This is a genomic window from Clostridium sp. HBUAS56017, assembly GCF_007115085.1.
In the GTDB taxonomy this organism is placed as follows: domain Bacteria; phylum Bacillota; class Clostridia; order Clostridiales; family Clostridiaceae; genus Clostridium; species Clostridium cibarium.
Window position 1 is genome coordinate 60,201 of sequence record NZ_SULK01000021.1, and the last position, 14,934, is coordinate 75,134.

24 protein-coding genes are annotated in these 14,934 nt (G+C 27.4%); 7 read left to right on the forward strand and 17 right to left on the reverse strand.

Annotated features, from left to right (window positions below; all coding sequences use genetic code 11):
- The first annotated feature begins 149 nt into the window (after nt 1-149).
- Nucleotides 150-491, forward strand: a complete 342-nt coding sequence (locus tag FAY47_RS15965; RefSeq protein ID WP_143317896.1) for a hypothetical protein — start codon at nt 150-152, stop codon at nt 489-491.
- Between the two features lie 117 nt (nt 492-608).
- On the opposite strand, the gene FAY47_RS15970 is transcribed toward FAY47_RS15965, so the two are convergent.
- Nucleotides 609-1,106: a hypothetical protein gene (locus tag FAY47_RS15970; RefSeq protein ID WP_143317897.1), complete on the reverse strand. Its 498-nt coding sequence runs from the start codon at nt 1,104-1,106 to the stop codon at nt 609-611.
- A gap of 200 nt (nt 1,107-1,306) precedes the next feature.
- A complete protein-coding gene (locus FAY47_RS15975; protein WP_143317898.1) occupies nt 1,307-1,633 on the reverse strand; it encodes a beta/gamma crystallin-related protein in 327 nt (108 codons plus the stop codon).
- Between the two features lie 124 nt (nt 1,634-1,757).
- On the opposite strand from FAY47_RS15975, the gene FAY47_RS15980 reads away from it, so the two are divergent.
- The gene (locus FAY47_RS15980; RefSeq protein WP_143317899.1) at nt 1,758-1,982 is read left to right on the forward strand and encodes a hypothetical protein; all 225 of its coding nucleotides are present in this window, start codon (nt 1,758-1,760) and stop codon (nt 1,980-1,982) included.
- A gap of 48 nt (nt 1,983-2,030) precedes the next feature.
- Here FAY47_RS15980 and FAY47_RS15985 read toward each other — a convergent pair whose 3' ends face one another.
- The gene (locus tag FAY47_RS15985) at nt 2,031-2,825 is read right to left on the reverse strand and encodes a flavodoxin family protein (RefSeq protein WP_143317900.1); all 795 of its coding nucleotides are present in this window, start codon (nt 2,823-2,825) and stop codon (nt 2,031-2,033) included.
- A gap of 319 nt (nt 2,826-3,144) precedes the next feature.
- Between FAY47_RS15985 and FAY47_RS15990 the strand changes: the two genes are divergently transcribed.
- Nucleotides 3,145-3,645, forward strand: a complete 501-nt coding sequence (locus FAY47_RS15990; protein WP_143317901.1) for a hypothetical protein — start codon at nt 3,145-3,147, stop codon at nt 3,643-3,645.
- A 181-nt stretch (nt 3,646-3,826) separates the two neighbouring features.
- Here the strand turns inward: FAY47_RS15990 and FAY47_RS15995 are convergent, their stop codons facing one another.
- The 7 genes from FAY47_RS15995 to FAY47_RS21225 form a co-directional block, all read right to left on the reverse strand.
- Nucleotides 3,827-5,011, reverse strand: a complete 1,185-nt coding sequence (locus FAY47_RS15995) for a hypothetical protein (protein ID WP_143317902.1) — start codon at nt 5,009-5,011, stop codon at nt 3,827-3,829.
- 343 nt (nt 5,012-5,354) lie between these two features.
- Entirely contained in the window at nt 5,355-5,654 is a 300-nt protein-coding gene (locus FAY47_RS16000; RefSeq protein ID WP_143317903.1) for a hypothetical protein, read from the reverse strand.
- 178 nt (nt 5,655-5,832) lie between these two features.
- A complete protein-coding gene (locus FAY47_RS20405) occupies nt 5,833-5,985 on the reverse strand; it encodes a hypothetical protein (RefSeq protein ID WP_185966864.1) in 153 nt (50 codons plus the stop codon).
- Between the two features lie 126 nt (nt 5,986-6,111).
- Nucleotides 6,112-6,246 (reverse strand): hypothetical protein, encoded by a 135-nt coding sequence (locus FAY47_RS21220; RefSeq protein ID WP_279232114.1) that lies wholly within the window; start codon nt 6,244-6,246, stop codon nt 6,112-6,114.
- A 197-nt stretch (nt 6,247-6,443) separates the two neighbouring features.
- A complete protein-coding gene (locus tag FAY47_RS16005; protein WP_143317904.1) occupies nt 6,444-7,367 on the reverse strand; it encodes a tyrosinase family protein in 924 nt (307 codons plus the stop codon).
- Between the two features lie 74 nt (nt 7,368-7,441).
- Nucleotides 7,442-7,777: a hypothetical protein gene (locus tag FAY47_RS21015; RefSeq protein WP_243129640.1), complete on the reverse strand. Its 336-nt coding sequence runs from the start codon at nt 7,775-7,777 to the stop codon at nt 7,442-7,444.
- Nucleotides 7,778-7,866: 89 nt separating this feature from the next.
- Nucleotides 7,867-7,992, reverse strand: coding sequence for a hypothetical protein (locus tag FAY47_RS21225; RefSeq protein WP_279232117.1), 126 nt, complete (start codon nt 7,990-7,992; stop codon nt 7,867-7,869).
- Between the two features lie 322 nt (nt 7,993-8,314).
- Here FAY47_RS21225 and FAY47_RS16015 point away from each other — a divergent pair, with 322 nt between their 5' ends.
- Entirely contained in the window at nt 8,315-8,746 is a 432-nt protein-coding gene (locus FAY47_RS16015) for a hypothetical protein (protein ID WP_143317905.1), read from the forward strand.
- A gap of 110 nt (nt 8,747-8,856) precedes the next feature.
- On the opposite strand, the gene FAY47_RS16020 is transcribed toward FAY47_RS16015, so the two are convergent.
- Nucleotides 8,857-9,690, reverse strand: coding sequence for a DUF4163 domain-containing protein (locus FAY47_RS16020; RefSeq protein ID WP_143317906.1), 834 nt, complete (start codon nt 9,688-9,690; stop codon nt 8,857-8,859).
- A gap of 286 nt (nt 9,691-9,976) precedes the next feature.
- Nucleotides 9,977-10,291 carry a hypothetical protein gene (locus FAY47_RS16025; protein WP_143317907.1) on the reverse strand — a complete coding sequence of 105 codons (315 nt, stop codon included), beginning with the start codon at nt 10,289-10,291 and terminating at the stop codon, nt 9,977-9,979.
- A gap of 237 nt (nt 10,292-10,528) precedes the next feature.
- On the opposite strand from FAY47_RS16025, the gene FAY47_RS16030 reads away from it, so the two are divergent.
- The 3 genes from FAY47_RS16030 to FAY47_RS20670 all read left to right on the forward strand — a co-directional run bounded on the left by FAY47_RS16030 (nt 10,529) and on the right by FAY47_RS20670 (nt 12,110).
- A complete protein-coding gene (locus FAY47_RS16030; protein ID WP_143317908.1) occupies nt 10,529-10,972 on the forward strand; it encodes a hypothetical protein in 444 nt (147 codons plus the stop codon).
- A 354-nt stretch (nt 10,973-11,326) separates the two neighbouring features.
- Nucleotides 11,327-11,554, forward strand: coding sequence for an extracellular matrix/biofilm biosynthesis regulator RemA family protein (locus FAY47_RS16035; RefSeq protein WP_143317909.1), 228 nt, complete (start codon nt 11,327-11,329; stop codon nt 11,552-11,554).
- Nucleotides 11,555-11,807: 253 nt separating this feature from the next.
- Entirely contained in the window at nt 11,808-12,110 is a 303-nt protein-coding gene (locus FAY47_RS20670) for a hypothetical protein (RefSeq protein ID WP_207706259.1), read from the forward strand.
- 253 nt (nt 12,111-12,363) lie between these two features.
- Here FAY47_RS20670 and FAY47_RS16040 read toward each other — a convergent pair whose 3' ends face one another.
- From FAY47_RS16040 to FAY47_RS16055, 5 genes are all read right to left on the reverse strand, one after another.
- Nucleotides 12,364-12,591, reverse strand: coding sequence for a hypothetical protein (locus FAY47_RS16040; RefSeq protein WP_143317910.1), 228 nt, complete (start codon nt 12,589-12,591; stop codon nt 12,364-12,366).
- 219 nt (nt 12,592-12,810) lie between these two features.
- Nucleotides 12,811-13,095 carry a hypothetical protein gene (locus FAY47_RS20415; RefSeq protein WP_207706260.1) on the reverse strand — a complete coding sequence of 95 codons (285 nt, stop codon included), beginning with the start codon at nt 13,093-13,095 and terminating at the stop codon, nt 12,811-12,813.
- A 134-nt stretch (nt 13,096-13,229) separates the two neighbouring features.
- Nucleotides 13,230-13,793 (reverse strand): HD domain-containing protein, encoded by a 564-nt coding sequence (locus FAY47_RS16050; RefSeq protein WP_143317911.1) that lies wholly within the window; start codon nt 13,791-13,793, stop codon nt 13,230-13,232.
- Between the two features lie 476 nt (nt 13,794-14,269).
- Entirely contained in the window at nt 14,270-14,401 is a 132-nt protein-coding gene (locus tag FAY47_RS21230; protein ID WP_279232121.1) for a hypothetical protein, read from the reverse strand.
- Complete coding sequence (locus tag FAY47_RS16055; protein ID WP_143317912.1) at nt 14,402-14,668, reverse strand: hypothetical protein; 267 nt, start codon at nt 14,666-14,668, stop codon at nt 14,402-14,404.
- Nucleotides 14,669-14,934 lie beyond the last annotated feature (266 nt).

Sequence of the window (14,934 nt, forward strand, 5' to 3'; positions counted from 1 at the left end):
ATGTAAAGTGTAATTAGGCGAAATCAATTTATACTTGTAATATTAAAACCATACCATATTAGGTAATTTATGTAAACTTGTGTAAAATACTACTTGAAGGCAGATATATCGATATAGTACAAGCCTATAATTTAAGGAGGAATGATAATATGAATAAAAAATTATTAAGTTTAGTAGTTGCAGGAGTTCTTGCAGTAACTTCCTTACCCGCAGTAGCTACATCAGCAGCTACCACAGACACTGTTACAATAAGTAGTGTAAGTAGACATTATACTCACCATCCAGTACCAGTTGGTTATGTAGGAACTGTATGGTGTACTGGAGAGGGTGTTGCTGTAAGAAATAGAAATAGCCAGGTTTTGAAAAGACTTAGATTAGGTGAAGCTGTTTATATTTATGGTTTGGTTGATGGTCAAGGAGTTTCCTATTATGGTGGACAAAAAGTGTATATTGCAGGACAATATTTAAGCACTGTATGTGAAGACTGCTAATAGTTCTTTATAAATAAGCAGAAAAATCAAATACATATCGTATTTGATTTTTCCGCTTTTCTTGTTAATTTATAATTTTCCAATATTAAATTTATTCTGCTTGTACAATATAGAAAATTACAAGCCAAGCTTTCTTTCTATCGTTTCATTAATTATTGGCTTTAATTCTTCATCTATATCAAATTTAAATCTTCGATTAATTCCCAAAAATGTATTTGCTTTAAATTGAATTATATCTGGCAACACCCAACTATAACTCTTAATTTTATCCCATTTATAAAAATAACCCAAGTTATATATTCCATTTTCTCTTAATTCTGATCCTATAAACGATTTTATTATATTTGATATTGATAATTCTATCCAAAAGATATATACGAATATTCCATTAAAATTATCTAACTTATTATGAATATACAATCTTATCTCAGATGAAAATATCATAGAGAATAATATTATTAAGACTCCCCATATAATAGCTAGAACTCTGTTATCTTTTACTTTCACAATAAACTTTCCATGATGATATACTGCATATAAATCTTTTAATAACAAACCTGTTCCAAAAATAATTAGTATTATATTAAGAATTGTCCAGAAATAAGAATTGTCCATACGTTCACCCCATTTTAAATTAATACATGTTAGTTTATCATATACTAACTATCCACATATTTCAATATCAGATTATTCAATTCTTCACTTCAATTTACTATATGAAATTTTAATATTACGTAGAAAAAATCGCAAATTCAATTATTTTTGAATAATGCGATTTTACAATTTCCTATTTATTTCTAATTAACAATATACTATTATACACATCTTAAAGATGACAAATCATCGTTTTTTATCCCATAGTTTTCTACCCATGAGTATACTCCTGGGCCAAAAACACCTTCATATGGAAATTGAAATTGGTCGTCTCGAAAAAATTGCCATCTTCCTGATAAAACAACAAAAGAAGATACTATATCGTTAAAACCATATTGCGAAAGACTATCTACTCCATTAAATACATGTAAATGAGCTCCCTTAAAATTGTCATGCTCAAATAAAATAGCGTGACCTATTAATGGAATTCCACTTGCTCTAAAAGCATCAAATTGATTATTGCCTGAATAAAATGGCACATAGTTCATATTAAATCTCCATCGTTATAATAAATTATAATACAATATATGCACTACTTTAAAAATCACCACTCATACTATTTAAACAATAATCATAATATTTACTATTAATGATTTATAAGTAGGTACAATTATGTCATCTTTAGATAATTTAACTCCTGAAGACTTACTAATTTTAACAAATATACTTGCTGTTGCTCTTTCAAAAGATAAGACTGCAGATGAAATAAATGTACTTGGAAATTTCATTGTAGGCATAGGATGTTTAATGTTAACTCTTGCAGCTCAAGAACAATATATAGAAGCACAAAAGCAACCTAGTAAATCTCCAGCTAATGATGATATTACTATCGGGTAATAAATAACCTCATTTTATACACTTCTTTTTGAACTCTAATGCATTTTGCTAAATCCGAAGTTTACGTTTAGCTATCCATTGTGCTAAAAAATCAAAAAATCGACCTGCCATCTTTTTAACAAATCCTAATTGAACATAATAGTAATAATCAGATTCAAACCAGCCTTTTTCTCTAAAATATCTATAATCTCTGAACTTTTCATCAGTAATCGTCCTATAACTTGTGCGGAATAATCTGAATATCATTAGCTTGGATAAAGAAGGAGTAGGTAATACATGCCGCATAAGCTTCTTGTAAAATCTTGCAGATGCTTTATTTATTTTTTGTGCTATTTTTTTCTTTTCAATTTCTGTTATAGGCTCTAATGCTGTCAAACAGCATCCTTTTGCAACATGAAAACCCAATCTTTCTCCTATAGTTTCTAGATACTTTACAATAGATTCTCCTCCATATATTCCTTGAAAAACAATAGCTGTAAAAGCCTTACTAAAATAACGTGGTCTATGGAGAACAAAAGCTATTCGATCTAAAAAGTTCTTCATAAGCGCAGTTACATTAAATGCATAATTGGGGGTGGCAAAAATTACTCCATCTGAATTATCCAGTTTATCAAGTAATAAATCCCGATCATCTTTTAAGGAACAATATTCCTCTCCTTTGTCAAAACATAACTTACAACCTTTGCATCTTTCAAGATTATAGTCTTTTAAAAAAACATATTCAAAGTCAATTTCTCCATATGACCTTAAATATTTTTCAAATTCTCTAACTGCTCCATAAGTTCCTTGCTTTCGTGGGCTTCCAATAAATGCAGTAACTTTTTTTACTTGTTCAGATTTCATTTTATTCCCCCTCTATAATTCTTTTAATTAATATTTGTTACATTTTAGTCTACTATTAAAAACCAAATATCATACATATTAAACTCCATAATTATATGTACTTTTTCATATCTCATTTTAGGCAATAAAAAATACCGCATATTCTTTTTGTTGAATAATACCATATTAAATTTTACTTAATCTACCAATTAAAATTTTTAGACGCAAATATATATTAAAGATATTTTTATAATTTTTACCATAAAAAGAAGGAACTATCATTTCTTTGTGTAATTATAACTATATACAAAAATAAAAAAGATAAAAGGAGAGGTATCATATGAAAAAATTATTAAGAAATTTCTTAGTTTTAACTGCATTTATTTCTATTTTCACATTTCTTAGTGTTGGTACTAAAGCAAGTACATCATCTTATAAAAACACTATAGATTCATTTAAAGTTACAACAAATTCTAAATATCAACCACATGCTGGAAAAACATTTTGTAACATATTTGCTCAGGATGTAATGAAAAAACTTGGTACTCCATTACCAGACGGACCATGTTCTACTATTTTAAGTAAGTTAAAAGGAAATGCCACTACTCATTGGCGTTCTGTATCAGCTGTAACAGCACAAAATCGTGCTAATAATGGAGATAGCACAATAGGAATAACAAGTGACCATATTGTTGTTATTTATCCACACGGTAATACAGCAAAAACCGTAGGTGACTTATGGATGTCAATGTCTGGCTATAAGTGCTTTAACAATACAAGCATACGATATGCATGGACAAGCTCTGCTTTGTCAAACGTAAAATTTTACTCTTGGTACTAAATGATACAAGATTGAAAACTAAAATAAATATAATAAAAAAATTATAGAAAGAGTGAAGCAGATTTCTCACTCTTTCTATTTTTATATTTATATTTATATTTAAAATTAGATATAAAACATAAGAGCCTAGAAAAACTAGACTCTTTAATTAATCTTTATCTTAATTGAAAATAATTATAATTTAATTTCTAATTGTAATAGTTAAACTATCTGTTGTAGCCGTATGACTTGCATCTATATATTGAGTTTTATAACTCAATTCATCCCATGTACTCTTTATTGAATAAAGTGTATTAAGTTCATTAAGAGTGCACTTAAGTTCAACTAATTCGGTATTCTTACTTAAGTCTAAACTTGTTAGATGATTATTATAACAAAGTACTACAATTAACTTCGTATTATTACTTATGTAAAGATTTTTTAGTTGATTGTCATTACAAAATAACTCTGCTAATTCTGTATTTGGGATTAAATCTAACTCTGTTAGTTTATTATCGCTACATTCTAATGATATTAGTGCTGTATTATTTACATTTAAATTTGTAAGTTGATTGCTACAACATATTAAATCTGTTAATACTTTATTATTACTTATATCTAACTCTTTTAGTTGATTATATGCACACGATAAGACATTTAACGCCTTATTGTTACTTACATCTAGATTTATTAGCTCATTATTATTACAATATAACTCATATAATTTTGTATTACCACTTAAATCTACATTTGTTAGTTGATTGAAATTGCAATGCAAAATCCCTAATTCTACACAATTTCTTATGTTTATATCTGTTAACTGATTGTGACCACACTCTAAATATGATAGTTTGATATTTTTACTTAAATCTAAACTTATTAATTTATTATTAGAACAATTTAGATCCGTCAAGGCTGTAAAAAATTCAATTCCACTTAGATTACTTATATTTTTTTCACTTATACTTAATTCGGTTATATTTTTAACGTCAGAATAAAGTATTGATTCAGGGCTTTTTTTACTAATGTGCTCATATACTGCATTTTTAAAGTTTTCATCTATAAACATTTCAGTTATATCTGTATTATCAGTCAGTACAATTGTACCAATTTTTTTTGCAATTTTGACTATGTCATATATATCAACTATATTATCTGCATTTAGATCATACTTAGAATCCCACTTAATATTACCGTTTTTTACATTATAATTTTGAGATAGACTAGCCAAATCTAACATGTCCACAACATTATCCCCATTAAAGTCCATATTACCATCATCAATTCCTGCAAACACATCAGTTTTATTTGTCCCTATAACTCCAATTATTATTAATGCTCCTATAATAACAAATGTCACCTTTTTATTTTTCCCCTTATTTTTCATAATTCTCTCCCTATTTCTAAATATTAGTTTAATTATATAAACATTATACAAGAAACTCAAGAAAAATCATATGTTTGTTAATTGTGAAAACTGAAAAGAATCATAGTGAGATGTTTTTAGACATTCCAAGTATTTAATTTGTTTTTCTGTAATATATATAGTCCTATTTCATGCAATAAAAAGATAGTGAATAAGATTTTGTTCTTACTCACTACCTTTTATTTAAATCATTTATATTCCTATATACATATATGCTTTCACTAAATCCTGTTTTTCCTTTTGGTTCCAACTTATCACTTTATATTACTATATAGTTAATGTAAAACCATATAGCATTAGAATATTAGTTTAACATACTATTTAATTTAGACGCTTCTTGTTCTAAAGTATCTAACTTTTTATTAGTATCATCCACTTGCTTTTCTAAATTTTTAACATATTCAATTATTTTTTGTACTTCACCCTTATCTGCATCATATTGTTTTGAAGCATCACCGATTTGTTGTTGCGCTTTCTGAACTGCTGCAGTAGCAGTATCTATTTTATTGGCATTAATTACCTTATTAAATCCTATCCCAGCCCCAGCAATCATTGCTGCGATTGTAAGTCCTGCTAATATCTTGCTTAACCCCATTCCTACCATTTAGTAGACCTCCTGCGTAATATATTTATTATTTACTGTCCATATTTAGGACAATATTAATAATATTATTAATTGGGTTTTTCAACAATAGTGAACTATTGGGCTATCTTCCATGAAATAAAAAATAGGGTAGTAAATAATATTTCTCTTACTCACTACCTTCCTATAAACCCATAAATTATTTATTTTTCATTCTTCTTTCCTTCATTTCCCTATGCTTTGTTGCTAAATATATTTGATTTTTAGATTTATTTACGCCTCTATGTATTCCTATAAGGCTTATAATCCCTAATCCAGCCGTTATCAGTATTAGACCTAAAACCATAACCATAAATGTTCCTCCACTTTTATATCCTTATGGATATTATACATTTGTTTTAATCTAAATGATATATTATTTAAACAAAAAAGAAGACATTAACTAAGATTTTACTGTATTATTCTAAAGCTAATTCTTTTATAGTATAATAGCCTCATCATCCTTTGCATTTTTAATTTTTCTAGCAAATCTTTCTTTATCATATTTCCTTCTATCCCTGGACCATCTAACATGCTCTAAGACACATATTTTTACTATTTTGATATATTTCACTTACACTATTAACTCCAATAATATGCAATTTAAAACCATACTTTAGAGCATAATAAAAAGCCTTAGTTTTCTAAGACTTAATTACTTTCCAATCCTCTGTAAATATATCTCTTATACTTGGAATTCACATACTACCCAAACTTATAGTAACTAGCTTTATTTTATTGGATTTCTTTATAAAATGTAAAAACTCCTACTTATAACGATTCACTTTCATAACTATATCCAAGTACTGTTATTGATGCTAATTGAACAGAAGTTTCTCGCCAAGGATCCATCACGCTATCATTTCCTGTCAATATAGGATGAAAATCTGGATTTTTCTTTTGCCAAATATGCCATAGACGATCAACTTCAGCATGGTGCAACCAAAATACTGGATCTGTAGGGGAATACATTATGTTATTCATAATTCCACCTACCCAATTATGCACCTGATTATGGGCAGGAAGTATAGAATTATCTGCTCTTCTGCCGAAACCTTCTAGCCCGTAAGTAAATCTAGAATATCCATCCACATTTGCTTCAGGAAGCTGTTGTTGAAAATCATTAATTATGAAATCAATGTCACTAGCCGAAGGTTTTAAGTCAGGTGGAGACAACTTACGAGATGGTACTGGATTACCTGTTACTGGATGAGGTGCAGGTAAAAAACCTTGTAACCATTCAGGAAATGGATCTACCCAACGCCAATATGGAATAGTTATAAGTGTTTCTGCTTGTGGGCGCAATGTACGATCAGCATTTTGTAATGCTTCTTCAAATGCTAATAAATAACGTCTATGCCATGATAAAAATCTTAATAGTCCAATTTCCCCCATGCTACCATGCATATTATGTGACATATCAGCATGCATTTCAGTTATAGTCTTATAAATTCCATCTTCAATTAACTTATTAATTGCATTCTTAAACGCTACTACGTCATTCTCTCCAAAATTTTTCTGATCTTTACGTATAAGCTGAGCCGTTGATTCAGTAACCCCTCTTGTATCTTTCAATTTTGTTTCTTCAATAAGACGATTACTTGTAATTAACTCTTCTAGCTCACTCCCGATTTTTTTGGGATCAACAGTAACTTCTGAAAAGAGATCCACATGTTCTTTTGCTGTATGTACCAATTCAATTCACACTCCCTTTAACTATGAGTTGTATAATATACTTTTTCTATGTTTTATCATAGGTAGTATGTGCTTTAGGCAAATAAATTTATACATATTTTCATTTCTTTATAATGGAGAATGTTAGAAATGGATTGGCTTATTTCATCATAAAGTTTCTTCTTATCACCAGAATTTATTTTCACAACCCTATCTACAATTTTGTAAGTTAATAAAATCATTGCTATTTCATTAAGAAGATCATCTCTATTACTTTTTTCTTCTTTATAAATATCTGCAAACTTAACATCATCAGAATATCTTTTCCACTTCTTTTCTCTAGCCACCTCAATCCTAACATCATCTTCAGATTGATAATCATCAAGAATTATTAAATCTGGCCTAACATTCTTATATTTTCTATCTCTCATTGGCGATGTAGAAGAAATAGCTTCAACAAAAGTTTTGTTTGTAAATTCTAATTGAGTTGCATTACAAATAAAATTTCTATTTTTATCATCTAAGAGTTTTCTAATATTCTTTTTCCAGTTAATTCCTCAGCTTGTTCCTGTGGAATTCCTATATCAATATATGATTTTTTTAAGAAGTGATAAAGCAACCTCTTGATTCTTGATTCTAGCTTCATCACTTGGGAAGTCAAAAGGTATTTGCATACTTTATCACCACCCAACATTAATTTGTAAGATACTCAATAATTAACCTAATAAGTTTATTGTTATATATTCTATATGATGAACTCACATCATTTAAGCTGAAAATTCCCATATTATTATAATAACTAAATGATAAAATATATTGTTCACATAAGAAAAGACAATAACTAAGATTTTACTCTCAATTACTGCCTTTCAAGGTTAGCTGTTTTTTCATTTACATAATTATGAAAATTATGTATAATAAAACAAAAATAATATTTAATAAAATAATTTGTAACAAAGGAGATAAATATGATTAAGAAGATTATTTTTACAACAATAATTATTATATCTTTAATTACACTAATATTTGCTATAATGATTATTTCTAAAGATGACGAAAAAACTAAGATGATTAAAAGCATATCAACTACAACACCTAAACAAATAGAAATAATTAAAACTGGCAATCCAGTTTTAAAAAAGGTTGTAACTTCTGATGAAGATATGAAAAAAATAATTTCTTTTATTCAAAATATAAAAGTTCAAAAAAAATCTAATGAAGAAATTAAGGGGTGGATGTATAGTATAACAATTACGAATAGTAATGATGAAAAACATTCTGTAACTCTCGGAATGATAGCAAATTTTGATACTACATCTTATGCTATAGACCAAAATGTTAATAATGAATTTCAAGGTTTATATGATAGTCTTGATTATAATGAAATAGATCCTCTCTAACTTTTATCTATAATGTATGTTTTATATTTTGATGAAGGTTTTTTGGCCTGCTCCTCATCCACTTTAAGATAACTTTTTATAGAACAACAAGCCATCAAACCTTTTATTTACTACCAAATCTTATTGTTAGTATTTTTATTATTCCTTAAATCTGCATATTTCATCTCATATTCCACATGATCTCCTGCTGAATGCCCAACACCAATACTTATTCCAATAGAATCTTCTGTTAAATAGCAAAAAGCTACATATTCACTTATCATTTTTTCTTTAGAATCTGCTTTTTCAAACTGCGAAATCAACTCATTATTATCCATATTATTAACAAGCTCTTTTATATTTGATTGATATTCTACTGTATCTTTTTCGTTATCAAAAGTTGTATAACAAACTAATTTTCCCTTCTTAAAAGAATTTGCAAGATTTTCATTTACTTTAAGAAGATCAGTTAATTTTATTATCTTTCCATTATTCATATCTATATTAGTAGTATAAAATACATTGGTTGGATGTGCAGCCTGCTCTAAATTTGCTACCCCAGAATATTGAATACTTAATACATTTTCATTTGATAATGTTATTTTATAATTAATCTCTAAATTTAAATTATCTTCAACTCCATTGCTAATGTACGCCTCAGCTCCATCTTTAATTAGTTTATTTATAGTTGATTGCTTATTAATATCACTTAACCCACTAATTTGAGGATAATTTATAATTACATTCTTAATTTTATAAACCTCTTTAGTTATTTTATATTTTTTTTCACTTGTATTTTTTGATGTTGTTTCCTTAGTAGTGTTAGTATCTACTGGTTGTTGAACTTCTGTCTTTATTCCTTCCTTAGAATCTGTATCATTTGATATCTGCTTATTAGCACAACCTATCATGAAAATTCCTGTAAAAATTAATATTAATATAGCTGTTAATTTTTTTCTATTCATAATTCCTCCACTTTTTCTCGTATTTGATTTAAATCTCTTTACTAATTTTAATATCTTAATTTATCTAAATTTGATTTCGACTTATTATATCACAATTCACCATTTAACCAAAGAATTCCTTTATCTAATTATTCCCCTGGCTTGAGGTTTTACATATTTAATATTTGTATATAGACATTTTAGCTTATTATCAATAGCTACTAATACTTATACCTGAGTAATGAAAAAATAAGACAGTAACTAAGATTTTACTCCTAACTACTGCCTTTCAAGGTTAACTTTCTTTTTAGAACTCTAAATGACCACGACCATATACATAGAAATATTGATCACTAAAGTATACTTTATACCAACCATTTCCATAATATTGAATATCTGCTTCGGTTTTAGTTTGTACAGAACCATAATAACGATCTGAATATGGTTCTGAGTATATATCAGTACCAGGAAGGATATAACCATCCTGCCAACTGCTCCTTGCTTTTACTGTTGATATAACACTTTTAGTACTATTAATTTCAGCAGCTGATGTAGTTACTGCTGGTAATGAAGTTACTGTTAAAATTCCTACAATTACTAAACTTAATAATTTCTTATTCATAATATAATTCCCCCTTTAATTCTAAGCTTGTACCATTTAATAACAATTAATATATTACAACTTTACATACTTGTTATTCAAATCCCATATAATACAACTTTATTTCAAAAATATCGTATACCACATATCCATCTATGTATAATATCTTCATTTCCTTATTTTACTTATATAACTTTTAATTACTTATTTGACATAATATTAAAACTATGTTATTACTTCAAGTAGGAGCTGATTTTTATGAAAAAAATTTCACTTTTAGGATTTATTATTATTGTGATTATGTCTCTTCTTTTTTTCTTAAATACTTTTTATAAAGAAAGTCAGGTAAAAACAATGAATAAAGAACACTTTATAGAAATGGATATAGTTCCTAGCTCTATTTCAATTACTAAAAGTGGTAATACTGTACAAAAAAAGAATGTTACATCATCTGAAGATATGAGCAAAATAATATCTTTTATAAAATCTATCAATATGAAAGAAAAACTTGACGATCCATATAAGGGTTGGGGATACTTGATAAATATTAAAGATTCAGAAGGTGAAACTCATCAAATAGGTATTTGTTCAGATAAAATTTCATATAATAATTCTTTCTATACTGCTGATATAAGTGTATCTGAAAAAATAACAGACATATATAACAAACTTAATTATCCAGAGATAGATCCACTTAGTTAGAATATACTAGTAAAAACTATATGAAAAAGATAATACATTGACATTAATTAAATCCCACATAAATACTTATTAGATATTTTCCATCCTATTTTTTTAAGTTCTTTAACAATTTCTTCATTATTTTTAAATTACACTAAAATATTTGTTTTTTTACTTTTAGTTCGCAGATTACCTTCCTCCTGTACAGTAATGTCATAATCATCCGCATCTTTTAACTAATTTTAGATATAATGTTATGTTTTCTATATATTGTAATATTTTCTTAATAATTCTGTAATGATACCGACACAAATCTACCATATATTTAAATATAAATGGTTATTGAAAATATTGGAAATTAAGTGAGGTGTATTTATGAGAATTAAATTAATCAAAATAGGTTTTGGAAATTTCATTGCTTCAAATAAGATAATAGATATAATTAGCCCTGAATCAGTACCAGCAAAAAGGCTAATAAGAGATGCTAGGTATTTTGGTAAATTGATAAATGCTAATTATGGAAGAAAAACAAAATCTATCATACTCACAGATGATGATTATGTAATTTTATGTAGTATTAATTTTAAAAACTTTAAAAGGTAGCAAGCAAGATTTTAATCCTACTCACTAGCTTTTTAATTTAAATGGATTACTAATTTTTAATACAGATATAGTATGCTACATATTGAATAATTCACACCAGGTATTTTCTCCCATAATCCAATCTCACACTATCATTTTTAAACGATACTTTATTAGAACTCAAAAAAATTAGTTTTCCCTCTCTATTTATATATTTGTGAAAATTATGTATAATTAAACAAAAACAGCAAGTCAACCACAACTTCATCTTAATATGATTGGTGAAAGAATACCAAATACAAAATACAATCCTAATTGCATATGTGGCTCTTGTGCTGTTGCAAATTTATTAACATTTTTAAGTTTTAATATCAATCAAAGGTTTGTCCCTCAACAATATCAAAATTCTATAAACTTTACAAATAATAGAACGCATTTATATGTTTCTGCTAAAATATATCTTTCATCATCTTCCTCAATTATTGGATTATACTTTAAGATAAAAACTTCATCACAACTAGGGCATTCTAATATAGAAATCACTTTACCTCTTGCCCATATTTCCCATGCATCTTAGAAAATATATCTACTCCACATATTGGACATTTCTTTATTTAATCTGCTCTATTATATCTACATTACTCTGCATAATTATTAAGATGCCCAGGCAAATTTTCTAATGCTTTAAATTTGCTCATAATTTCACTCCTTTCATATAATAATTGTTATATGAAAAATTGTGAATTCCTTCTAAGTATTTCAAATAACTTCTAAAAATAATCAAAAGACACCTACAACTAAATAAGTGCCTTGCCCTTTTAATTGCCTTATTAGCATTTAAATTCTGCTATAATTGGCCATGGTTGATACAATGAAGTATCTAGATTATTTGCAGTAATATAATTTGCCGCTTCACTATCACTATAGAACCTCATTACATCAAATAATTCTGAAGTTTCTCCCCCATTTTTAGATATAAAACTAAATGCACTAGATTTAGTCCTTACAACATATCCATGATATGTAACTCCAAAATTTAATGTTTTAAAATTACCCATTTAACCATCTCCTAAAATTTATTTGTTTTACACTATTTAAAACATCAGCTTATACGATTTTGTAAACCTATTTAAAATTTATTTTTAATAAAAGTAAAAGACACCTACAAACTGCAATGTAAGTGCCTTTTGATTTATTTCTATGATATTATTATATAACCTTAAAACCATTGAAAACAGTAATATTATTATAATAATAAAGATATAATAAAATAATAATCAACTCTTTTTCCACATATTTTTAATCTTAAGTTCTAAATCTGCTTTCTCTGCTTTAAGCTTTGCTACTTCTGTCCACTTTTTATTTCTAACTGCAATTCTAATCTGTTTATTTCTGTTAATTCTTATCGAATATCCTTTTCCTAAATAAAGAACTTCAACTTTAGAATCTGTCGTATCCTCTATGAACTTCCTAAGTTGCCCTTCTGTTAATAACAGGCCAACAAAATTACTCATTCCCAAGGTAAGATTTTTATCAGTTTCATCATAGTCAAATTGAATCATTATTATATTATTAATTGTCTCTTCTGAATTTAAATACACTCGCGTTTTTTACAATTCTGAATAATGCGATATTTATATCTGTCATTTATTTTTGTTTATATCAATAATAAGACTTTGCAAAAAATTTACATTTTTTAAAAATATCCAAATGTCTCTTCATCAAATTCTTTTATTAACTCATCCATCAGTTTCACTCTTTTTTCAGCAATTTCCCGTGATTTTTTTAAACAAAGCACTCCAGGCAACTTACTTTTCCTGCTGATAACAGTTTCATATGCTCTTCTCAAATCCCTTGGCTTCATGGAAAATTCTCTTAACAGACCCACTATTCCTAACAGGTCCAACTTATCCGCATCACTTAGAAGCATTGCCTCAATTGATCTGTTATGGTTATCCGAATGATGAAACTCTATGCATTCCAGTATAAGTTCCAACAATTCCTTCTTGTATCCCTTGTTACCTAAAAATTCTTCTGCTAGTTGTTTTGAACGTATAGGATGTTCAATATCTGGGTTAAACCATTTTGCATATCCTCCCCAATCATGCAAATAAGCAGCAACCCATACAGCCTCACGATTATATTGTAGCCCTTCACTAATAACTGAAATAATCTGTAATAGCCTTTTTGTATGATTTATACCCCACTGGCCACCATACTCATCTGTTAGTGAAACAATTTCATCCTCATTAATATACATTTATATCCCTCCCTAGCATTATATAATTCATTTGCATTATAATCTAGTTATAGTATATTTAGCAAATATCACATTATTCAATTTTCAAAGAACATTAGTTATAAGTTTCTACCCACTTCCTACAAATTACGAACTATTCTTAGTAACTTGAACCTAAATTATAATATCTCACATAATCATTCCAATCATCTAAATTAAGACCTTGCAACTTTGCACCTTCATAATCTTCTAAAGAATATGGCTTATCATCCATGAAATTTCACCTCACTTACTGTGAAATATCTACATAATTATGAAGGAAGTAATAGCTCCCCTCTTAATTGCAAATACTCTATTACTTGAAAGCTCCATCAATAACTTTTTTCTCTTTATCTGACAATATTGCTTCTTCAAATTCAGGCTCTACAATAGCAAAAGCTTTTAATTCTCTCAAAAAACTCCCTTTAATAATAAGGGAGTTTTTTTATATCATATTACTATTTCAAATCTATAGTTTCTATTTTTTGATCTACTGCTATAGTTACTATTACTGAATCTTCTTTTACTATGTTAGACCCCTCTCCCGATATGCTATGTTGAAATGATTTTGTATTGATATCATCACCCAATTATATTTCACCACTTCCATGGTTTATATCTGTTTTGTAAGAATACTTTAGAACTTCTGAAGATTTTAAATCTGCTAAATCACCTTTATATGTGAATTTAAGTATTCTCTCATACTGTTCTTTATTTTTTGATGTTTTATATTCTATTTTCCAATTATCATTCTCACCATTATATTTGTATTCTACTTTATTGTTGTTTTTTAACGAACATCCTGTAATAATCAATAAAAATAATATTAACATTCCTATTATATTCGTTTTTCTCATTTCTTTCCCCTCCTATTTTATGTAATCTTCTTATTATCAATATATTAGTATAATTAAATATCATTGGAAAGACTTATTTGTAATATAAATTTTATAGTTTGATTAATAATTCTAACAAATTATTAAAACAATTTCTAAACTATTGTGTTGACAATTCTTATATTGTTAATAATCCTTGTAGTGGAAAAAAATAATAATTCCAAAGGATACGGTTCTAAGAGAAAATAAGACATTACCTATTTTTACAACTGATGAAATGAAATTAA